We start from the raw sequence: 20697 nt of genomic DNA, 5'->3' as shown, positions 1-20697 counted from the left end.
TTGGCTGCGGCGCCTGGTCTGGGAGTCTAGCAGGCAAGTCATTGGCGCCCAGACTGGCGCTGGCGGCGCGCATTCTAACACGCGGATTTTCCGGCGCGACAGACGCTTATGACGCAGGTAAGCGGAGCGTGACGCGGTAGGTGAAATTTTTGGAATTAGACGGATTGTCGACAATTGATCGAATGGTGTTTGACATGCCTGCTTATATGGCAGTAGTTTTGCGCCACCAAACAAGAATGTGTCGACAATCATGCTGGACACCCCTGAAAGCCCCGTCACCGAACAGCTGGACTCGGAAACCCTGGCCGAAAGCGTCTTCCGTCGCATCCAGACGGCCATCGTGCGTGGTGACATTGCCCCCGGCAGCAAGATTTCCGAGCCCGAGCTGGCGCGCACCTACGGCATCAGCCGTGGCCCATTGCGCGAGGCCATCCATCGCCTGGAAGGGCAACGCCTGCTGGTGCGCGTGCCCCACGTCGGCGCGCGGGTCGTATCCCTCAACCATGCCGAGCTGATCGAGCTCTACGAAATTCGTGAATCCCTCGAAGGCATGGCCTGTCGACTGGCCGCCGAGCGCATGAGCCAGGCCGAGATCGACGAGTTGCGCCTGGTGCTGGATACCCACGAGCGCGACGAGGCCTTCCAGGCCGGCCGTGGCTACTACCAGCAGGAAGGCGACTTCGATTTCCACTACCGGATCATCCAGGGCAGTGGCAACCAGACCCTGACCAAGATGCTCTGCGGCGAGCTGTACCAGCTGGTGCGTATGTACCGCCTGCAGTTCTCCACCGTTCCGAACCGGCCGCGCCAGGCCTTCAACGAACACCACCGGATTCTCGATGCCATCGCCGACCGAGACGGCGAGCTGGCCGAGTTGCTGATGCGCCGTCACATCGGTGCCTCCAAGCGCAATATCGAGCGCCACTACCAGGAAGCGCTCGCCAACCCGTCCAAAACACGAGGTGAGTCATGACTCAGAAAACTGCCGGCCAGCGCTTCCGCGACGCCATTGCCGAGGAACGTCCGCTGCAGGTCATCGGCGCGATCAACGCCAACCACGCGCTGCTGGCCAAGCGTGCCGGCTTCAAGGCCATCTACCTGTCCGGTGGCGGTGTCGCCGCCGGCTCGCTGGGCCTGCCGGACCTGGGCATCAACACCCTGGACGACGTGCTCACCGACGTACGCCGCATCACTGATGTGTGCGATCTGCCGCTGCTGGTGGACATCGACACCGGCTTCGGCCCCAGCGCCTTCAACATCGAGCGCACCGTCAAGAGCCTGATCAAGGCCGGGGCCGCTGCAGCTCACATCGAAGACCAGGTCGGCGCCAAGCGCTGCGGCCATCGTCCGGGCAAGGAGATCGTCTCCACCGAGGAGATGGTCGACCGCGTCAAGGCGGCTGCCGATGCCAAGACCGATCCGGCCTTCTTCCTGATCGCCCGTACCGACGCCATCCAGGCTGAAGGTGTGGATGCCGCCATCGAGCGCTGCCTGCGCTACGTCGAAGCCGGCGCCGACGCCATCTTCGCCGAAGCCGCCTACGACCTGCCGACCTACAAGCGCTTCGTCGATGCGCTGGGCGTGCCGGTGCTGGCCAACATCACCGAGTTCGGCGCAACCCCGCTGTTCTCGCGCGACGAACTGGCTTCGGTCGGTGTAGCCATCCAGCTCTATCCGCTGTCGGCCTTCCGCGCCGCCAACAAGGCTGCCGAGGCTGTCTACACCGCGATCCGCCGCGATGGCCACCAGAAGGAAGTCATCGACCTGATGCAAACCCGTGCGGAACTGTATGACCGCATTGGCTACCACGCCTTCGAGCAGAAGCTCGACGCGCTGTTCGCCGCCAAGAAATGACCGGACGCAGGCCGCTCTCCAGAGGGGCGGCCGGCGTAAGAACAAGACCGAAGCAACCGGATTGAAATGAGGAGAATCACGCGATGAGCGCTACCGAAAACACCACCGCCTTCAAACCGAAGAAGTCCGTGGCCCTGAGTGGCACCGCCGCCGGCAACACCGCTCTGTGCACCGTTGGCCGCACCGGTAACGACCTGCACTACCGCGGCTATGACATTCTCGACTTCGCCACCTCCTGCGAATTCGAGGAAATCGCCCACCTGCTGGTGCACGGCAAGCTGCCGAACGTCGCCGAACTGGCGGGCTACAAGGCCAAGCTGAAGGCGCTGCGTGGCCTGCCGGCCGGCGTCAAGGCCGCCCTGGAGCAGCTGCCGCCGTCCGCCCACCCGATGGACGTGATGCGCACCGCCGTTTCCGTGCTGGGCTGCCTGTCCCCGGAGAAGGATGACCACAACCATCCGGGCGCCCGCGACATCGCCGACAAGCTGATGGCTTCCCTCGGCTCCGCGCTGCTCTACTGGTACCACTTCAGCCACAACGGCAAGCGCATCGACGTCGAGACCGACGACGACTCCATCGGTGGTCATTTCCTGCATCTGCTGCACGGCGAGAAGCCGCGTGAGTCGTGGGTCCGCGCCATGCACACCTCGCTGATCCTGTACGCCGAGCACGAATTCAACGCGTCGACTTTCACCGCCCGCGTGATCGCCGGCACCGGTTCCGACATGTACTCCTGCATCACCGGCGCCATCGGCGCGCTGCGTGGGCCGAAGCACGGCGGCGCCAACGAAGTGGCCTTCGAGATCCAGAAGCGCTACGACAATCCGGACGAGGCGGAAGCCGACATCCGCGCCCGCGTCGAGAAGAAGGAAGTGGTGATCGGTTTCGGCCACCCGGTCTACACCGTGTCCGACCCGCGCAACAAGGTGATCAAGGAAGTGGCTCGCGAGCTCTCCGAAGAGCAGAAGAACACCAAGATGTTCGACATCGCCGAGCGCCTTGAGTCGACCATGTGGGAAATCAAGAAGATGTTCCCCAACCTCGATTGGTTCAGCGCCGTGAGCTACCACATGATGGGTGTTCCCACCGCCATGTTCACCCCGCTGTTCGTGATCGCCCGTACCTCCGGCTGGTCCTCCCACGTCATCGAGCAGCGCATCGACGGCAAGATCATTCGCCCGAGCGCCAACTACGTTGGCCCGGAAGACCTGAAGTTCGTGCCTCTGAAGGATCGTCCCTAATCATGAACAGCATGAATAGCCAATACCGCAAGAGCCTGCCGGGCACGGCGCTCGACTACTTCGATGCCCGCGAGGCGGTGGATGCCATCGCCCCCGGCGCCTACGCCAGGCTGCCGTACACCTCCCGCGTGCTGGCCGAACAACTGGTGCGTCGCTGCGATCCGGCCATGCTGACCGATTCGCTCAAGCAGCTGATCGAACGCAAGCGTGACCTGGACTTCCCCTGGTACCCGGCCCGCGTGGTCTGCCACGACATCCTCGGCCAGACCGCCCTGGTGGACCTGGCCGGCCTGCGCGACGCCATCGCCGAGCAGGGCGGTGACCCGTCCAAGGTCAACCCGGTGGTGCCGACCCAACTGATCGTCGACCACTCGCTGGCCGTCGAGTTCGGTGGTTTCGACCCGGACGCGTTCGAAAAGAACCGTGCCGTTGAAGAGCGCCGCAACGAGGACCGCTTCCACTTCATCGAGTGGACCAAGACTGCGTTCAAGAACGTCGACGTGATCCCGGCCGGCAACGGCATCATGCACCAGATCAACCTGGAGAAAATGAGCCCGGTGATCCAGGCGCGTGGTGGCGTGGCCTTCCCCGACACCTGCGTCGGTACCGACAGCCACACCCCGCACGTGGATGCCCTGGGCGTGATCGCCATCGGTGTAGGCGGCCTGGAAGCGGAAACCGTGATGCTCGGCCGCGCCTCGATGATGCGCCTGCCCGACATCGTCGGCGTCAAGCTGACCGGCAAGCGCCAGCCCGGCATCACCGCGACCGATATCGTCCTGGCCCTGACCGAGTTCCTGCGCAAGGAGAAGGTGGTGGGTGCCTACGTCGAGTTCTTCGGCGAAGGGGCCGACAGCCTGTCCATCGGCGACCGCGCCACCATCTCCAACATGTGCCCGGAGTACGGCGCCACTGCGGCGATGTTCTACATCGACAGGCAGACGATCGAATACCTCACGCTCACCGGTCGCGAGCCGGAGCAGGTGGCGCTGGTCGAGAACTACGCCAAGACCACCGGTCTGTGGGGCGATGCACTGGTCACCGCCGAGTACGAGCGAGTGCTGCAGTTCGACCTGTCCACCGTGGCGCGCAACATGGCGGGCCCGTCCAACCCGCATCGTCGCCTGCCGACTTCCGCGCTGGCCGAGCGCGGCATTGCCGACGAAGCCAAGCTCGAAGCCGGCAAGGCTGAAGAGGCCGACGGCCTGATGCCGGATGGCGCGGTGATCATCGCCGCCATCACCAGCTGCACCAACACCTCCAACCCGCGCAACGTCGTGGCTGCCGGTCTGGTGGCGAAGAAGGCCAACGAGCTGGGCCTGGTGCGCAAGCCCTGGGTGAAGACCTCTTTCGCGCCGGGCTCGAAGGTCGCCAAGCTGTACCTGGAAGAAGCCGGCCTGCTGCCGGAACTGGAAAAGCTCGGCTTCGGCATCGTCGCCTACGCGTGCACCACCTGTAACGGCATGTCCGGCGCGCTCGATCCTGTGATCCAGCAGGAAATCATCGACCGTGACCTCTACGCCACCGCCGTGCTGTCGGGTAACCGCAACTTCGACGGCCGTATCCACCCGTACGCCAAGCAGGCCTTCCTCGCCTCGCCGCCGCTGGTGGTGGCCTACGCCATCGCCGGTACCGTGCGCTTCGACATCGAGCAGGACGTGCTGGGCCATGACCAGGCGGGCAATCCCATCACCCTGAAGGACCTGTGGCCGAGCGACGAGGAGATCGACGCCATTGTCGCCGCCTCGGTGAAGCCCGAGCAGTTCAAGCAGATCTACATCCCGATGTTCGATCTGGGTGCGGTGAAGGAAGCCGAGAGTCCGCTGTACGACTGGCGCCCGATGAGCACCTACATCCGTCGCCCGCCGTACTGGGAAGGCGCCCTGGCCGGCGAGCGTACCCTCAAGGGCATGCGTCCGCTGGCAGTACTGCCGGACAACATCACCACCGACCACCTGTCGCCGTCCAACGCCATCCTGGCGGATTCGGCGGCTGGCGAGTACCTGGCGAAAATGGGTCTGCCGGAGGAGGACTTCAACTCCTACGCGACCCACCGCGGCGATCACCTGACCGCCCAGCGCGCCACCTTCGCCAACCCGCAGTTGGTGAACGAAATGGCCGTGGTCGACGGCGAGGTGAAGAAGGGGTCCCTGGCCCGCGTCGAGCCGGAAGGCAAGGTGATGCGCATGTGGGAAGCCATCGAGACCTACATGGATCGCAAGCAGCCGTTGATCATCATCGCCGGTGCCGACTACGGTCAGGGTTCGTCCCGTGACTGGGCGGCCAAGGGCGTGCGCCTGGCGGGTGTCGAATCCATCGTCGCCGAGGGCTTCGAGCGTATCCACCGCACCAACCTGATCGGCATGGGCGTGCTGCCGCTGGAGTTCAAGCCGGGTACCACCCGCAAGACCCTCGGCATCGACGGCACCGAGACCTTCGACGTGATCGGCGAGCGCAAGCCGCGCGCCGACCTGACCCTGGTGATCCGCCGTACCAACGGCGAAGCCCTCAAGGTTCCGGTGACCTGTCGCCTGGATACCGCCGAAGAGGTGTCCATCTACGAGGCTGGCGGTGTGCTGCAGCGCTTCGCCCAGGACTTCCTCGAAGCCTCCTCGGAAAAAGCGGTCGGCTAAGGCACGCGACAGCGCCTTCTCCCTCTGGGAGAAGGTTGGGGTGAGGGATGGCGCCTGCCTTCCCTCATCCGCCCTTCGGGCACCTTCTCCCTGGGGGAGAAGGGCATTCAAAGCCTTTCAGGACAATATTCATGGCCCACGTACCCCAAGTCAGAATCCCCGCCACCTACATCCGTGGTGGTACCAGCAAGGGCGTGTTCTTCCGCCTGCAAGACCTGCCCGAGCGCTGCCAGGTGCCTGGCGAAGCGCGCGACAAGCTGTTCATGCGCGTGATCGGCAGTCCGGACCCGTACTCCGCGCATATCGACGGCATGGGCGGCGCCACCTCCAGCACCAGCAAGTGCGTGATCCTGTCGAAGAGCAGCCAGCCCGGCCACGACGTGGATTACCTCTACGGCCAGATTTCCATCGACAAGGCCTTCGTCGACTGGAGCGGCAACTGCGGCAACCTGTCCACCGCAGCCGGTTCCTTCGCGCTGCATGCCGGGTTGGTCGATCCGGAACGCATTCCGGAGAACGGCACCTGCGTGGTGCGCATCTGGCAGGCCAATATCCAGAAAACCATCATCGCCCATGTGCCGGTCACCAATGGCCAGGTACAGGAAACCGGCGACTTCGAGCTCGACGGCGTGACCTTCCCGGCCGCGGAAATCGTGCTGGAGTTCCTCGATCCGTCCGACGATGGGGAGGAGGGAGGCTCGATGTTCCCCACCGGCAACCTCGTGGACGACCTGGAAGTGCCCGGTGTCGGCACCTTCAAGGCGACCATGATCAGCGCCGGCATCCCGACCGTGTTCGTCAACGCCGAGGACATCGGTTACACCGGCACCGAGCTGCGCGAAGCCATCAATGGCGATCCGGAGCAGCTGGCACGTTTCGAGAAGATCCGCGTCGCCGGCGCCCTGCGCATGGGCCTGATCAAGACCCCCGGGGAAGCCGCGACCCGCCAGCACACGCCGAAGATCGCCTTCGTCGCCCCGGCAAGGAACTACCGCACCTCCAGTGGCAAGGAAGTGCAGGCCGGCGAAATCGACCTGCTGGTGCGCGCGCTGTCCATGGGCAAGCTGCACCACGCGATGATGGGCACTGCTGCTGTGGCTATCGGCACCGCCGCTGCCATTCCGGGCACCCTGGTGAACCTTGCCGCCGGTGGTGGCGAGCGTAGCGCCGTGCGTTTCGGTCATCCCTCCGGCACCTTGCGCGTGGGCGCAGAGGCGAAGCAGGTGGACGGCGAGTGGACGGTCACCAAGGCCATCATGAGCCGCAGCTCCCGTGTGCTGATGGAAGGCTGGGTGCGGGTGCCGGGCGATTCCTTCTAGGTCATGTACGAAAACTGCCTGCGCTCGGTGATGCTTCGTTAAAAATCGGTTCGGAAAGCCGCTTGCGGCTAGCGCGCTTCAGCGCGGCCCGAAGGGTGAGCGGAGCGAGTAATGCTCATTAACAGTCGTTAACTCCGCTTCCTCACCCAATTTTGCCTCGCCTGACCTTCGCTCGACGACTTCTCGTACAAGACCGGGGTCGCTGGTTCCCAGGCATGAAAAAGCCCGCCGAGGCGGGCTTTTTCTTTGGGTGTCGGGCTTACTTGAGCCGGCGCTCGACGCCTTTTTCCACCAGGATCTTGGCGGAGATTTCCTCCACCGAGAAATGCGTGGAGTTGATGAAGTTGATGTTCTCGCGACGGAACAGGGTCTCTACCTCGCGCACTTCGAACTCGCACTGGGCGAAGCTCGCGTAACGGCTGTTGGGCTTGCGCTCGTTGCGGATGGCGGTGAGACGATCGGGGTCGATGGTCAGGCCGAACAGCTTGTCCTTGTACTTCTTGAGGGCGGCGGGAAGCTGCAGCCGCTCCATGTCTTCCTCGGTCAACGGATAGTTTGCGGCACGAATTCCGTATTGCATTGCCATATACAGACAGGTCGGCGTCTTGCCGCAGCGGGACACGCCCACCAGGATCAGGTCGGCCTTGTCGTAGTAGTGGGTACGGGCGCCGTCGTCGTTGTCTAGGGCGAAGTTGACCGCCTCGATCCGCTCCATGTAGTTGGTGTGGTGACCGATGGAGTGGGATTTGCCGACGGAGTAGGAAGAGTGCGAAGTAAGTTCCTGTTCCAGTGGAGAAAGGAATGTGGAGAAGATGTCGATCATGAAGCCATTGGACGTCGCCAGGATGTCGCGGATCTCCTGGTTCACGATGGTGTCGAAGATGATCGGGCGGACGCCGTCCGCCTCCGCAGCCCTGTTGATTTGCTGTACCATGGCGCGCGCTTTCTCGACGCTGTCTATATAGGGGCGCGTGAGCTTGTGGAAAGCGATGGTCTCGAACTGCGCCAGGAGGCTCTGGCCAAGGGTTTCCGCAGTGATACCGGTACCATCGGAGATGAAGAAAGCGGTTCGTTTCATTTGCGCCAAAGGCCTTAAGTCAGGAACGATTCTTGGCTATGATAGGCCGCGTTTTTCGCCAGGCCCGAGCCGGTCGGCATTGTGACGTATTTTTCTGGCCCAAGGCCAGAACGCTGCGGAGTGGTTCCGCATGAGCTTTTCCAACAATTAGTGGAGAGATCACCTTGGTAGAGTACGTAGTTTCCCTCGATAAGCTCGGCGTCCATGATGTTGAGCATGTGGGGGGCAAGAACGCATCCCTGGGCGAGATGATCAGCAATCTGGCTGGCGCCGGTGTTTCCGTTCCCGGTGGTTTCGCCACTACCGCCCAGGCCTACCGTGACTTCCTTGAGCAGAGCGGCCTGAACGATCGTATCCATGCCGCCCTCGACAGGCTCGATGTGGATGACGTCAATGCCCTCGCCAAGACCGGCGCCGAAATCCGCCAGTGGGTGATGGACGCCGAGTTCCCCGCCCGTCTGGACGCCGAAATTCGCAGCGCCTTTGCCGAACTGGCCAAGGGCAATGACAACCTGGCCGTGGCCGTGCGTTCCTCCGCCACCGCCGAAGACCTGCCCGACGCGTCCTTCGCCGGCCAGCAGGAAACCTTCCTGAACATCCGTGGCGTGGACAACGTGATCCGCGCTGCCAAGGAAGTCTTCGCCTCCCTGTTCAACGACCGTGCCATCGCCTACCGCGTGCACCAGGGCTTCGACCACAAGCTGGTCGCCCTGTCCGCTGGCGTGCAGCGCATGGTCCGTTCGGAAACCGGTACCGCCGGTGTGATGTTCACCCTGGATACCGAATCCGGCTTCCGTGATGTGGTGTTCATCACCGCCGCCTATGGCCTCGGCGAAACCGTCGTGCAGGGCGCCGTGAACCCCGACGAGTTCTACGTGCACAAGGCAACCCTGGAAGCGGGTCGCCCCGCCATCCTGCGCCGCAACCTGGGCAGCAAGGCGATCAAGATGGTCTATGGCGAGGAAGCCAAGGCTGGCAAGTCGGTGAAGACCGTCGACGTTGACCGTGCCGACCGCGCCCGTTTCGCCCTCTCCGACGCTGAAGTGGCCGAACTGGCCAAGCAGGCGCTGATCATCGAGAAACACTACGGCCGCCCGATGGATATCGAGTGGGCCAAGGACGGTGACGACGGCAAGCTGTACATCGTGCAGGCCCGCCCGGAAACCGTTAAGAGCCGTGCCAGCGCTACCGTGATGGAGCGCTACCTGCTGAAGGAAAAGGGCAAGGTCCTGGTGGAAGGCCGTGCCATCGGCCAGCGCATTGGCGCCGGCCCGGTTCGCGTGATCCACGACGTATCCGAGATGGACAAGGTCCAGCCGGGCGACGTGCTGGTCTCCGACATGACCGACCCGGACTGGGAGCCCGTGATGAAGCGCGCCAGCGCCATCGTCACCAACCGCGGCGGTCGTACCTGCCACGCGGCGATCATCGCCCGTGAACTGGGTATCCCGGCAGTCGTGGGTTGCGGCAACGCCACCCAGGTACTGCAGGATGGTCAGGGTGTGACCGTTTCCTGCGCCGAAGGCGACACCGGTTTCATCTTCGAAGGCCAGCTGGGCTTCGATATCCGCACCAACTCGGTCGACGCCATGCCCGACCTGCCGTTCAAGATCATGATGAACGTCGGCAACCCGGACCGCGCCTTCGACTTCGCCCAGCTGCCCAACGAGGGCGTGGGCCTGGCGCGTCTGGAATTCATCATCAACCGCATGATCGGCGTACACCCGAAGGCGCTGCTGAACTTCGCCAGCCTGCCGGCGGAGATCAAGGAAAGCGTCGAGAAGCGCATCGCCGGTTACGACGATCCGGTCGGCTTCTATGTCGAGAAGCTGGTGGAAGGTATCAGCACCCTCGCTGCGGCTTTCTGGCCGAAGAAAGTCATCGTGCGCCTGTCGGACTTCAAGTCCAACGAATACGCCAACCTGATCGGCGGCAAGCTCTATGAACCGGAAGAAGAGAACCCGATGCTCGGCTTCCGTGGCGCTTCCCGCTACATCAGCGAGTCCTTCCGTGACTGCTTCGAGCTGGAATGCCGCGCGCTGAAGAAAGTGCGCAACGAGATGGGCCTGACCAACGTCGAAATCATGGTTCCCTTCGTGCGTACCCTGGGCGAAGCGAGCCAGGTGGTCGAGCTGCTGGCCAGTAACGGCCTGAAGCGCGGCGAGAACGGCCTGAAGGTCATCATGATGTGCGAACTGCCGTCCAACGCCCTGCTGGCCGAGGAGTTCCTGGAGTTCTTCGATGGCTTCTCCATCGGCTCCAACGACCTCACCCAGCTGACCCTGGGCCTGGACCGCGACTCCGGCATCGTCGCCCACCTGTTCGACGAACGTAACCCGGCTGTGAAGAAGCTGCTGGCCAACGCCATCGCCGCCTGCAACAAGGCCGGCAAGTACATCGGCATCTGCGGCCAGGGCCCGTCCGACCACCCGGATCTGGCCAAGTGGCTGATGGAGCAGGGCATCGAGAGCGTCTCGCTGAACCCCGACTCCGTACTGGACACCTGGTTCTTCCTGGCGGAAGGTCAGGCCTGATCCTTCGTTGGCCAAAACGAAAAGGGCGGGTTCCAGAACCCGCCCTTTTTTGTGCAAGCAGCAAACATGCAAAGCAGTAGCGAACTCTTTCCCGTGGCGCTGATCAGCGCGGAACTCCGTGGCGACCTGACCGAAGACGTCTATCGCCTGAAACCCGGCAACAGTCCCGACCCCAGTGTCGAACTGGTCCTCACCCGTCTTGGCCGCTTCGGCCACGAAGGTGCCCGTGGCGTGCCGGTGATCCTCGTGCACGGCAGCTTTTCCAATCGCCGTTTCTGGTACTCGCCCAAGGGCCTGGGGCTCGGCCCGTATCTGGCGCGTGCCGGCTTCGACCTGTGGATCGCAGAGATGCGCGGGCACGGCCTGTCGCCGCGCAATCAGCACTACCGCCGCAACCGGGTGGCGGATTACGCCCGATACGACCTGCCGGCCATCGCCGCCTTCGTTCGCGAGCAGGCTGGCCAGGCGCCACACTGGGTTGGACATTCCCTGGGCGGTACGACCCTGGCTGCGGCCCTGGGCGGGCATTACCTGGGTGAGGAGGACGTGGCATCCGCCGCGCTCTTCGGTAGCCAGGTCAGCCGTGTCTACTGGCCGCTGAAGATGCCTCCGGTGGCGTGGGGAGGCCGCCTGCTGCTCAAGCGCTTCGGCGTGCTTTCTGGCTCGTGGCTGAAGCGCGGGCCGGAAGATGAACCGATCGGCCTTGCCCTGGAGAGCATGCGCTGGCACGGCCTGTTCGGCCGCTTTGGCGATGCCGAGCGGGATTGGTGGGCTGGTCTGGCGGATGTGCGCGTGCCGGTACTTGCGGTCGCTGCCGCAGGCGACCTGCAGGACCCGGTCTGGGCTTGCCGCAAGCTGGTGGAGCAGGTGCCCGAGGACTGTCGTCACTTCCTGAGGCTGGCGAAAGATGAAGGGTTCAGCGAAGACTTCGGCCACATCGAGATGCTGGTGAGCAAGGCAGCCGAGCGAGAGGTATGGCCCCTGGTGGCCCATTGGCTGAAGCACCAGGCCCTGCCGGGCGCGGCGCAAGCGGCCGAGGCACTGGCGCTCTAGCTTGCTGCCCGCCGGCGTGTTCCGGTTTCGGCAGGCGGGAGGCTGTGCTAAAGATGGCGGGAACCGCGGAGCGCTGGAGGCTCCATGTTCGTAGCGCTGGAACGACTGATCAACCTGCAGGGCGGCTATCGCGGTGCCTTTCAGGTGCAAGGGCGGCATCTATTGCTGATCGTCGTTGATCAGCGGCCGATCCTCATGGAAAATCGCTGCCCACACCAGGGGCGCCCCTGCACACCGGCACTCTCGAACAGGGGATGCTGCGTTGTTCCAGGCACGGCATTGCCTTCGACCTGGCCAATGGCCGTCCGCGCAATGCACCTTGCCCTCCGTTGCAGCGCCTGCCGCTGACCTGTGACGGCGACCGCATCGGTCTCGATCTGTAACTGCTATCAAGGAGATGTCCATGCAATACGTTACCCCTGATCTGTGCGATGCCTATCCGGACCTGGTCCAGGTCGTCGAGCCGATGTTCAGCAACTTCGGCGGCCGCGATTCCTTCGGCGGCGAGATCGTCACCATCAAGTGCTTCGAGGACAACTCCCTGGTCAAGGAGCAGGTCGACCTGCCGGGCAAGGGCAAGGTGCTGGTAGTGGATGGCGGCGGTTCCCTGCGCCGGGCCCTGCTGGGCGACATGCTGGCCGAAAAGGCTGCGAAGAACGGTTGGGAAGGCATCGTGGTCTATGGCTGCATCCGTGACGTCGATGTGATCGCCCAGACCGACCTGGGCGTCCAGGCGCTGGCCAGCCACCCGATGAAGACCGACAAGCGCGGCATCGGCGACCTGAACGTGGCCGTCACCTTCGGCGGCGTCACCTTCCGTCCCGGTGAGTTCGTCTATGCCGACAACAACGGCATCATCATTTCGCCAAAACCCCTGGAAATGCCGGCCTGACCCAGCGAGCCCGGCGAAAGCCGGGCTTTTTCTTCCAAGGAGACTGAATGTTCGAGGAACAGAACGCCCAGTGGGGGCTGGTACATGCCTTCGTGCTGGACGGGCAGGGCGGGGCCGAGCCGATCTCCCGCGAGGCGCTGGCCGATCTGCAGTTGAGGCCGGAGCAGAGCGTCTGGCTGCACTGGGATCGCAGCCACCCGTTGGCGCGACGCTGGCTGCGTGAGCAGAGCGGATTGTCCGAGTTCACCTGCGACCTGCTGCTGGAGGAAAGCACGCGGCCACGCATGCTGGTCCAGCCTGGTGATGAACTTCTGCTGTTCCTGCGTGGCGTGAACCTGAATCCGGGGGCGGTGCCGGAGGACATGGTCTCGGTGCGCATCTTCGCCTCGTCGCAGCGCATCCTCTCTCTGCGCCTGCGGCCATTGCACGCCACCGATGAGCTGATCGAGCAGTGGGCCAGGGGCACCGGCCCGAAGGTGGCGTCCGAGGTGATGCTGTATCTGGCCGAGCACCTGACTGACAAGATCGATTCGCTGGTGGCCGAGTTGTCGGAGAAGATCGACGAACAGGAAGAGCATCTCGACAACAACGAGCGCTTCCGCCCGGACCACGACCTGATGTTGCAGATCCGCCGGCGGGCAGCGGGACTCAAGCGTTTCCTCGCACCCCAGCGGGACATCTACGGGCAACTGGCGCGCAGCCGGATGCCCTGGTTCGTCGAAGACGACAGCGATTACTGGAACGAACTGAACAACCGATTGACCCGTTACCTGGAAGAGCTGGAGCTGATCCGCGAGCGCATCGGCCTGGTGCTGGAAAGCGAGAGTCGCCGACAGGGCGAGCGCACCAGCCGCACCATGTACCTGCTCGGCATCACGACGGGTTTCTTCCTGCCGCTGAGTTTCATCACAGGCCTGCTGGGCATGAACGTGCGCGGTATTCCAGGAGATGACACGCCTTACGGCTTCATCCTGGCCTGCCTGCTGATCCTCGGAATCGCGGGTTTCCAGTTATGGCTGTTCCGTCGGCTTCGCTGGCTCTGATGTGACCCGACCCGCTCCAGCCACGTCTAGCCGACATATCCACGTGAGGTGCGCATGCACGATCCCTTCGAAGAATCCCTGCGGGACCTGCTCAAGGCGTCTCCGCACTCCGACCACGACGACGACGCAACCCTGGGCCGCGTGCTCAAGACCGCCAATCGTCAGGTGGGCGCCGGGGATCTGTTCAGCCTCATGGGCCACTGGCTCGAGGCGATGATGATCGCCCTCAACAATGGCTCGCCCCATCTGGCGCCCGTTTCGCGCCGCAATGCTTCTGTCCGTTCTGCAGATAAGGCTGATTGAACATGGAATTCGACCCCTGGACCCAAGGACTTGTTAACGCCATGACCTCGGTGTGGACACCGGTGGCGGGCTTCATCCCGCGCCTGTTCGGCGCGCTGGTGGTGGTACTGCTGGGCTTCGTGGTGGCCAAGCTGCTGGATACCCTGCTGTCCAAGCTGCTGGCCAAGGTGGGACTGGATCGCCTGATGGCCGGTACCGGCCTGACCAAGATGCTGGCCCGCGCTGGCATCCAGGTGCCGGTTTCCACCCTGATCGGCAAGATCGTCTACTGGTTCGTGTTGCTGATCTTCCTGGTCTCCGCAGCCGAATCGCTTGGTCTGGACCGCGTTTCGGCTACCCTCGACGTGCTCGCCCTCTACCTGCCCAAGGTGCTGGGGGCGGCGCTCGTGCTGCTGGCTGGCGTCCTGCTGGCGCAACTGGTCAGCGGCCTGGTGCGCGGCGCGGCCGAAGGTGTTGGCCTGGAATACGCCCACGGGCTGGGCCGCATCGCCCAGGGGCTGGTCATCATCATCAGTATCTCCGTTGCCATCGGCCAACTGGAGGTCAAGACCGACCTGCTGAACAACGTCATCGCCATCGTGCTGATTTCCATCGGTCTGGCGGCGGCGCTGGCGTTGGGTCTTGGCAGTCGCGAAATCGCCGGGCAGATCCTCGCCGGCATCTACGTGCGTGAGCTCTATCAGGTCGGGCAACAAGTCAAGGTCGGTGATGTCGAAGGGCAGATCGAGGAAATCGGTACGGTGAAAACCCTGCTGCTTACCGAAGAGGGTGAGCTGGTATCGGTGTCGAATCGTACTTTGCTCGATCAACGGGTAACCAGCCGCTAACACGACGGCTTTTCCCTGCTAATGTATGCCGCCAGACAGGGTGCGCGAACCCCGCGCCCCCGGCGGCTTTTGACCTGACTGTCGGCCCGACCCGTTTTGAACAAGCCCCAATCGCTTTCCTTGCGCTATGACCCACGCGAGCTCTCCGATGAAGAGCTCGTGGAGCGTGCGCATGTCGAGCTGTTCCATGTCACTCGCGCCTATGAAGAATTGATGCGGCGCTATCAGCGCACCTTGTTCAACGTCTGTGCCCGCTATTTAGGCAACGACCGCGACGCAGATGATGTCTGCCAGGAAGTGATGCTGAAGGTGCTTTATGGGTTGAAGAACTTCGAAGGCAAGTCGAAGTTCAAGACATGGCTATATAGCATCACGTACAACGAGTGCATTACCCAATATCGGAAAGAGCGCCGAAAGCGACGTTTACTTGACGCGCTGAGTCTGGATCCTCTTGAAGAAGCCTCCGACGAGAAAGCCCCCAAGGTCGAGGAGCGCGGCGGTCTGGAGCGATGGCTCGTACATGTCAACCCCATTGACAGGGAAATTCTGGTGCTACGTTTTGTCGCAGAGCTTGAGTTCCAGGAGATTGCAGACATTATGCATATGGGCTTGAGCGCTACAAAAATGCGCTACAAGCGTGCGCTCGATCGCCTTCGCGAAAAATTTTCCGGACTCGCTGAAACTTAGTTCGGGAAAAATTATCTCTTATGGGCCGGCGTGTTCTGCTAGAATTGCCGCCCAAGTTGTCCGGAGATTGTTCGACAACTTACTGACCACCAAGATGGGGATTTACGGATGAAACTGAAAAACACCTTAGGCGTAGCCGTTGGCTCTCTTGTTGCCGCCTTTTCGCTGAACGCGCTGGCTCAGGGCCAAGGCGCAGTTGAGGTGGAAGCTTTCGGTAAGCGTTACTTCACCGACAGTTCTCGCGATCTCGAGAACGGCAACCTGTACGGCGGCTCGGTAGGCTACTACCTGACCGACGACGTCTCCCTGGCTCTGTCGTACGGCGAATACCACGACATGACCTCCGAAGACTCCTTCGGTACCGATGGCCACAAGGACATCAAGGGCAACCTGGCCTCTCTGGACGCCATTTACCACTTCGGCACCCCGGGTGTTGGCCTGCGTCCGTACGTTTCTGCCGGCTTCGCCCATCAGAACATCAGCAACATCCCGCCGCGTACCGGTCGTGACCACAGCACCTTCGCCAACGTTGGTACCGGTCTGAAGTACTACTTCACCGAGAACTTCTTCGCCAAGGCTAGCCTGGACGGCATGTACAACCTGGACGCCCAGGAAGCCGAGTGGATGGCTGGCGTAGGTGTTGGCGTGAACTTCGGCGGTTCCACCAAGCAGGCCGAGCCGGCTCCGGCTCCGGTTGCTGAAGTGTGCGCCGACAGCGACAACGATGGCGTTTGCGACAACGTCGACAAGTGCCCGGACACCCCGGCCAACGTTACCGTTGATGCCGATGGCTGCCCGGCTGTTGCCGAAGTCGTACGCGTTGAGCTGGACGTGAAGTTCGACTTCGACAAGTCCAAGGTGAAAGAAGAAAGCTACGGCGACATCAAGAACCTGGCTGACTTCATGAACCAGTACCCGGCTACCACCACCACCGTTGAAGGTCACACCGACTCCGTTGGTACCGACGCCTACAACCAGAAGCTGTCCGAGCGCCGTGCAAACGCCGTTCGTGAAGTTCTGGTCAACCAGTACGGTGTTGGTGGCGAGCGCGTCAACGCTGTTGGCTACGGCGAAACCCGCCCGGTTGCTGACAACGCCACTGCTGAAGGCCGCGCTGTTAACCGCCGCGTAGAAGCCGAAGTAGAAGCCCAGGCCAAGTAATTGGTTTGAGCCGCAGGAAAAACCCGGCCTCGGCCGGGTTTTTCTTTGCCCGGAGAAAAGTGCCGGAAGAAGACGGCGATGTCGAGCGCCGCTGTCTGGTACCGGCACAGCCGTCTTTCTGCGGGCGCGAATTCATTCACAAAGTGCCGCGAGCGGCCCGTGACCCCGTATTGCGAATGAATTCGCTCCTGAGCCCCCGCCCATAAAAAAGCCCGGCAGCGCCGGGCAAGCACTACTTCGCAGGAGCGAAGAGAGACTCAGGCGCTTTGCGCCATCGGGAGGATCGCTTCGGCTGCGGCGACTTCACCTATGACCAGGATGGCCGGGCTCTTGAGTTCGAACGCCCTGGCGTCGGCCTGCATGCGGGCGAGGGTGCTGCGGCATTCCCGTTGCTGGGGCAGGGAAGCGTTCTCGATCATCGCCACGGGCATGGCGCCGGTCATGCCGCCGGCCAGCAGGCCTTCCCGGATATCCGCCAGCTTCGCGACACCCATGTAGACCACCAGTGTGGTGCCCGATTGCGCCAGGGCGCCCCAGTTGAGGCTGCTGTCGTCCTGGGTGTGGGCGGTGACCAGGGTCACGCCACGGCTGATGCCGCGCAGGGTGAGGGGGACACCGCAGTTGGTGGCCCCTGCCAGGCCTGCGGTGATGCCATTGACCAGCTCACTCTCGATGCCGCGCTCGGCCAGCCACTCGGCCTCTTCGCCACCGCGACCGAAGATGCACGGGTCGCCGCCTTTCAATCGCACCACGCACTTGCCCTGGCGGGCATAGCGCAGCATCAGGCGATGGATGAATTCCTGGGGGGTCGAGCGACAGCCGCCACGCTTGCCGACGCGGACGACCCGGGCGGTCGGGGAGTGCTCCAGCACGGCTGGATTGACCAGGTCGTCGATCATCACCACATCCGCCTGATTCAAGGCCTTCACTGCCTTCAGGGTGAGGAGTTCGGGGTCACCAGGGCCCGCGCCTACCAGCCAGACTTTGCCGTTCATTGGAGATCTCCCGGGCGCATCGCGCTCCATAATTGATTCAGGTCCAGGCGAGCACGTCGTTGGAAGCCAGTTCTATCTGCCAGTCATGCAAGGGGCACGCCTCGTGGCCCTCGGCTGCGTGAGTGGCATGGGGGAGGTCGCCAGCGCAGAACATCTCGATACCGGCGATCTTGAGTCGAGTGCCCATGCGCGCCCCCTGGTAGCGGGCGAAACCGAGCATTGCCAGGTGATTGGCGCAGACCTTGGCCTGTTCCATCAGCGGCGCTACCAGTCCATAGGAAACCCCGCGGTGGTTGGCGCATTCGCCGATGGCATAGATGCGCGGGTCGTAGGTCTGCAGCGTGTCGTCGACCAGGATGCCATGGTTGCAGGGCAGGCCTGCCGTTTCGGCGAGTTCGGTATTGGGCGTGATGCCGGCCGCCATCACCACCAGGTCGGCGGTGATGATCTCGCCGCCTGCCAGCTGCACCGCACATACCTGGCCATTGCCATTGTCGATCAACTCTTCAGTGGCCGTGCCCAGGCGGAAACGAATGCCCCGGGCCTGCAATGCGCGCAGCAGCTTGTCGCCGGCCGACTGGTCGAGTTGCTTCTCCAGCAGCCAGTCGGGCAGGTGCACCACGGTCACGTCCATGCCGCGTTGCTTGAGGCCGTTGGCCGCTTCCAGGCCGAGCAGACCGCCTCCTATCACCACGGCATGGCTGTGGGTGCGGGCCGTTTCGATCATGGCGCGCGCGCCGGCGATATCGCGGTAGCCGATCACGCCTTGCAGTCGATTGCCAGGGATGGACAGGCGGCTCGGCGTGGAACCGGTGGCGATCACCAGTCGGTCGTAGTCGGCGCAGGTGCCATCTTCGGCTATCACCTGGCGGCGCGGGCGATCGATCTTCACCACCTTGCGGCCCAGCAGGAGTTCGATGCCGTTATCCGCGTACCACGCCAGGTCGTTGAGGATGATCTCCTCGAAGGAGTGTTCGCCGGCCAGCACCGGGGAGAGCAGGGTGCGGTTGTAGTTCGGGTGGGGTTCGGCGCCGAAAACCGTGATCTGGTATTGCGCCGGCGCGAGTTTCAGCAGCTCTTCGAGGGTACGCACTCCGGCCATGCCGTTTCCGATCACCACCAGCTTGGATGTCTTCATGCCAGGGCACTCCTGCATAAACGTCGAGCAAACAAAAAAGGCGTCCCGCTGTTGCCAGCAGGACGCCTTTGTCCAAGTCCCGTTCGACCGGGAAAGTGCCGTCTCGTCGTTGAGGCGGGCGCTTTTTGTAGATTGTCGAAATGGCCTTTGCAGGTGCCGTGCCAACCCCTGCAAGTCTCGGGTTGTGCGGTCCCGGGCTGTGACTCATGGGTCGCTCCGCACCCTCCTGGAGCGGAATGCGCTGAACTGGTGCGTCAGCCGCGCAGGAGAGTGACCAGCAGCACCAGATTGAGTAGCAGGGACAACAGAGCCAGTACGCGCCAGACCTTCAGCGGCTCGCGTTCCAGCAAGGGCCTGGGTTTCGCGGTGAGGGCCCGGCGTTCGCCTTGTTCCAGCGCCAGTAGCCACTCCTCCATCGTCTCGTAGCGCTCGTTCGGGTCGGCAGCGACCGCGCGCGTCAGGCATTCGTCGAGCCAGGCGGGCAGGTCGGGACGGTAACGGCTGGGCGGTGTGGGGGTGCCGAATCGTGGATGCTGGAAGGCTTCCACTTCGCCGTGGGGATAGTGCCCGGTAAGCAGGTGGTAAAGGGTGACGCCCGCGGCGTAGAGATCCTGCCGGGGAGACGGTGGCGTTCCGCAAAAGGCTTCCGGGGCGATATAGCTGGGGGTGCCCGGCAGGCTATGCGCCTCGTCCTGGGACAGGCCGGGGCAATAGGCCAGGCCGAAATCCAGCAGGCGCAACTCCCCGTCATCACCCCAAAGCAGGTTCTCCGGTTTGACGTCGCGGTGCAGGATGTTGCGTCGGTGCAGCTGGCCCAGCGCCTTGAGCAGGCGCGGGGCGATATCCAGCCACTCCGGGAGCGCCATGGGGCCGCTGAGGCGCAGGTGCTCGGCCAGCGTCTGCCCGGCGTACTCGCGCTGCACGTAATAAAGATGCTGGCGCCCGGGCAGCGGATGCACTTCGGGGAAGTGACGCCCGGCGACACGACGCAGGAACCACTCTTCCAGCATCAGGGCCGGGGCGGCGGCCGGTTCGTCATGGCGGCTGGCGGGCAGGGTCTTCAGCAGCCAGCGGCGGTCCTGGCCATCGCGTACCCGATAGACCATGGACTGGCGGGATTCGGCGACCAGGCGGTCCACCTGCCAGCCCTCGAAGTCGTGGCCCTCCTGCAGGCGCGGTGGCAGCGGCCATTGATCGAGCTGCGCCAGGGTATCGGCCAGACCCACTTGGGGCAGGTTGTCGACGCGAACCAGCAGGGCGCTGGCATTGTCCTGGCCGCCCGCCAGGTGTGCGGCGCTGACCAGTGCCTGGGCGGCGGCGGGGAGATCCTGTTCATCCTGGAGAATGCGCTGGATGCCCTGGTCGCCGAGTACGGCCCAGACGCCGTCGCTGACCAGCACGAACCCCTCGCGCTCCGCGAGTTCGCCATCGAGGTAGTCCACCACCAGGTGCTGATCCAGACCGAGAGCGCGCTTCAGCACGTGCTGCATGCCCGGCTGTTCCCAGACGTGATCCTCGCTGAGGCGGGTCAGCTGCCGGCCGTCCCAGCGATAGGCGCGGCAGTCGCCCACATGGGCCAGGGTGAAGCGGCGCCCGCGCAGCACCATGGCGGTCAGGGTGGTGAGCAGTGGCTGCCCGCCGCCGTTGGCCTGGAGCCAGCGGTTGTGGGCCACCAGCAGCCGGTCCAGGGATTGGGCTACAGCCCAGGTTTCCGGGGTGGAGTAGTAGTCCAGCGCCAGGGCCTGCAAGGTGGCGCGGGCAGCCAGGCCACCGTCGGCGCATTGGCTGACGCCGTCGGCCAGGGCGAACAGGTAGCCCTTGCTGGCAGCCAGCGCGGGTGCCGGGGTGACCACCCGCAAGGCGTCCTGGTTCTCCGCGCGCGGGCCGGTGGCGCTGGCTTCGCCGAAGCTGAGGTGCAGGGTCATCGGGCTTGGGTCCT

Annotated in this window: 17 protein-coding genes and 1 pseudogene; 14 read left to right on the top strand and 4 right to left on the bottom strand. The window is 63.6% G+C overall.

Annotation, left to right across the window (positions count from 1 at the left end; genetic code table 11):
• The first annotated feature begins 250 nt into the window (after nt 1–250).
• The 5 genes from FXN65_RS18240 (at nt 251) to prpF (ending at nt 7047) form a co-directional block, all read left to right on the top strand.
• Nucleotides 251–973, top strand: a complete 723-nt coding sequence (locus FXN65_RS18240; RefSeq protein WP_151135011.1) for a GntR family transcriptional regulator — start codon at nt 251–253, stop codon at nt 971–973.
• Nucleotides 970–1854, top strand: a complete 885-nt coding sequence (prpB, locus tag FXN65_RS18235; RefSeq protein ID WP_151135009.1) for a methylisocitrate lyase — start codon at nt 970–972, stop codon at nt 1852–1854. Before FXN65_RS18240 ends, prpB begins: the two co-directional genes overlap by 4 nt.
• Nucleotides 1855–1937: 83 nt before the next feature.
• The gene (gene prpC, locus FXN65_RS18230) at nt 1938–3095 is read left to right on the top strand and encodes a bifunctional 2-methylcitrate synthase/citrate synthase (protein ID WP_151135007.1); all 1158 of its coding nucleotides are present in this window, start codon (nt 1938–1940) and stop codon (nt 3093–3095) included.
• Nucleotides 3096–3106: 11 nt separating this feature from the next.
• Complete coding sequence (acnD, locus tag FXN65_RS18225) at nt 3107–5728, top strand: Fe/S-dependent 2-methylisocitrate dehydratase AcnD (protein ID WP_151138866.1); 2622 nt, start codon at nt 3107–3109, stop codon at nt 5726–5728.
• 131 nt (nt 5729–5859) lie between these two features.
• On the top strand, nt 5860–7047 hold the full coding sequence (gene prpF / locus FXN65_RS18220; RefSeq protein WP_151135005.1) for a 2-methylaconitate cis-trans isomerase PrpF: 1188 nt from the start codon (nt 5860–5862) through the stop codon (nt 7045–7047).
• A 259-nt stretch (nt 7048–7306) separates the two neighbouring features.
• On the opposite strand, the gene ppsR is transcribed toward prpF, so the two are convergent.
• Nucleotides 7307–8125: a posphoenolpyruvate synthetase regulatory kinase/phosphorylase PpsR gene (ppsR, locus tag FXN65_RS18215; RefSeq protein WP_151135003.1), complete on the bottom strand. Its 819-nt coding sequence runs from the start codon at nt 8123–8125 to the stop codon at nt 7307–7309.
• Between the two features lie 164 nt (nt 8126–8289).
• On the opposite strand from ppsR, the gene ppsA reads away from it, so the two are divergent.
• The 9 genes from ppsA (at nt 8290) to FXN65_RS18165 (ending at nt 16625) form a co-directional block, all read left to right on the top strand.
• Entirely contained in the window at nt 8290–10659 is a 2370-nt protein-coding gene (gene ppsA / locus FXN65_RS18205) for a phosphoenolpyruvate synthase (protein ID WP_151134998.1), read from the top strand.
• Nucleotides 10660–10725: 66 nt separating this feature from the next.
• Complete coding sequence (locus tag FXN65_RS18200) at nt 10726–11712, top strand: alpha/beta fold hydrolase (RefSeq protein ID WP_151134996.1); 987 nt, start codon at nt 10726–10728, stop codon at nt 11710–11712.
• Between the two features lie 254 nt (nt 11713–11966).
• Nucleotides 11967–12095 (top strand): Rieske (2Fe-2S) protein, encoded by a 129-nt coding sequence (locus FXN65_RS28445; RefSeq protein ID WP_264158919.1) that lies wholly within the window; start codon nt 11967–11969, stop codon nt 12093–12095.
• Between the two features lie 20 nt (nt 12096–12115).
• Complete coding sequence (gene rraA, locus FXN65_RS18190; protein WP_151134994.1) at nt 12116–12604, top strand: ribonuclease E activity regulator RraA; 489 nt, start codon at nt 12116–12118, stop codon at nt 12602–12604.
• Nucleotides 12605–12651: 47 nt separating this feature from the next.
• Nucleotides 12652–13647 carry a zinc transporter ZntB gene (locus tag FXN65_RS18185; protein WP_151134992.1) on the top strand — a complete coding sequence of 332 codons (996 nt, stop codon included), beginning with the start codon at nt 12652–12654 and terminating at the stop codon, nt 13645–13647.
• Nucleotides 13648–13695: 48 nt separating this feature from the next.
• Nucleotides 13696–13950, top strand: coding sequence for a CrfX protein (locus FXN65_RS18180; protein WP_178119356.1), 255 nt, complete (start codon nt 13696–13698; stop codon nt 13948–13950).
• 2 nt (nt 13951–13952) lie between these two features.
• Nucleotides 13953–14777, top strand: coding sequence for a mechanosensitive ion channel family protein (locus FXN65_RS18175; protein ID WP_151134988.1), 825 nt, complete (start codon nt 13953–13955; stop codon nt 14775–14777).
• A 96-nt stretch (nt 14778–14873) separates the two neighbouring features.
• Nucleotides 14874–15464, top strand: coding sequence for an RNA polymerase sigma factor SigX (gene sigX, locus FXN65_RS18170; protein ID WP_083245941.1), 591 nt, complete (start codon nt 14874–14876; stop codon nt 15462–15464).
• Nucleotides 15465–15572: 108 nt separating this feature from the next.
• Nucleotides 15573–16625, top strand: coding sequence for an OmpA family protein (locus FXN65_RS18165; protein ID WP_151134986.1), 1053 nt, complete (start codon nt 15573–15575; stop codon nt 16623–16625).
• Nucleotides 16626–16882: 257 nt separating this feature from the next.
• Here the strand turns inward: FXN65_RS18165 and cobA are convergent, their stop codons facing one another.
• From cobA to FXN65_RS18150, 3 genes and pseudogenes are all read right to left on the bottom strand, one after another.
• The gene (gene cobA, locus FXN65_RS18160; RefSeq protein ID WP_151134984.1) at nt 16883–17620 is read right to left on the bottom strand and encodes a uroporphyrinogen-III C-methyltransferase; all 738 of its coding nucleotides are present in this window, start codon (nt 17618–17620) and stop codon (nt 16883–16885) included.
• A gap of 82 nt (nt 17621–17702) precedes the next feature.
• Nucleotides 17703–18758: pseudogene (locus FXN65_RS18155) on the bottom strand (NAD(P)/FAD-dependent oxidoreductase); the annotation flags it as partial.
• A gap of 254 nt (nt 18759–19012) precedes the next feature.
• On the bottom strand, nt 19013–20683 hold the full coding sequence (locus FXN65_RS18150) for a bifunctional protein-serine/threonine kinase/phosphatase (RefSeq protein WP_151134980.1): 1671 nt from the start codon (nt 20681–20683) through the stop codon (nt 19013–19015).
• Between the last annotated feature and the right edge of the window lie 14 nt (nt 20684–20697).

This window comes from Pseudomonas lalkuanensis (assembly GCF_008807375.1).
Classification (GTDB): Bacteria; Pseudomonadota; Gammaproteobacteria; order Pseudomonadales; family Pseudomonadaceae; genus Metapseudomonas; species Metapseudomonas lalkuanensis.
Note: the sequence above shows the minus strand (reverse complement) of the source record. Positions and strands in the feature narration are given on the sequence as shown.

What these genes read in the sequence shown, in the direction of transcription:
- FXN65_RS18240 (WP_151135011.1), top strand. Translation starts at nt 251, where the DNA reads ATGCTGGACACCCCTGAAAGCCCCGTCACCGAACAGCTGGACTCGGAA.
- prpB (WP_151135009.1), top strand. Translation starts at nt 970, where the DNA reads ATGACTCAGAAAACTGCCGGCCAGCGCTTCCGCGACGCCATTGCCGAG.
- prpC (WP_151135007.1), top strand. Translation starts at nt 1,938, where the DNA reads ATGAGCGCTACCGAAAACACCACCGCCTTCAAACCGAAGAAGTCCGTG.
- acnD (WP_151138866.1), top strand. Translation starts at nt 3,107, where the DNA reads ATGAATAGCCAATACCGCAAGAGCCTGCCGGGCACGGCGCTCGACTAC.
- prpF (WP_151135005.1), top strand. Translation starts at nt 5,860, where the DNA reads ATGGCCCACGTACCCCAAGTCAGAATCCCCGCCACCTACATCCGTGGT.
- ppsR (WP_151135003.1), bottom strand. Translation starts at nt 8,125, where the DNA reads ATGAAACGAACCGCTTTCTTCATCTCCGATGGTACCGGTATCACTGCG.
- FXN65_RS18200 (WP_151134996.1), top strand. Translation starts at nt 10,726, where the DNA reads ATGCAAAGCAGTAGCGAACTCTTTCCCGTGGCGCTGATCAGCGCGGAA.
- FXN65_RS28445 (WP_264158919.1), top strand. Translation starts at nt 11,967, where the DNA reads ATGCTGCGTTGTTCCAGGCACGGCATTGCCTTCGACCTGGCCAATGGC.
- rraA (WP_151134994.1), top strand. Translation starts at nt 12,116, where the DNA reads ATGCAATACGTTACCCCTGATCTGTGCGATGCCTATCCGGACCTGGTC.
- FXN65_RS18185 (WP_151134992.1), top strand. Translation starts at nt 12,652, where the DNA reads ATGTTCGAGGAACAGAACGCCCAGTGGGGGCTGGTACATGCCTTCGTG.
- FXN65_RS18175 (WP_151134988.1), top strand. Translation starts at nt 13,953, where the DNA reads ATGGAATTCGACCCCTGGACCCAAGGACTTGTTAACGCCATGACCTCG.
- FXN65_RS18165 (WP_151134986.1), top strand. Translation starts at nt 15,573, where the DNA reads ATGAAACTGAAAAACACCTTAGGCGTAGCCGTTGGCTCTCTTGTTGCC.
- cobA (WP_151134984.1), bottom strand. Translation starts at nt 17,620, where the DNA reads ATGAACGGCAAAGTCTGGCTGGTAGGCGCGGGCCCTGGTGACCCCGAA.
- FXN65_RS18150 (WP_151134980.1), bottom strand. Translation starts at nt 20,683, where the DNA reads ATGACCCTGCACCTCAGCTTCGGCGAAGCCAGCGCCACCGGCCCGCGC.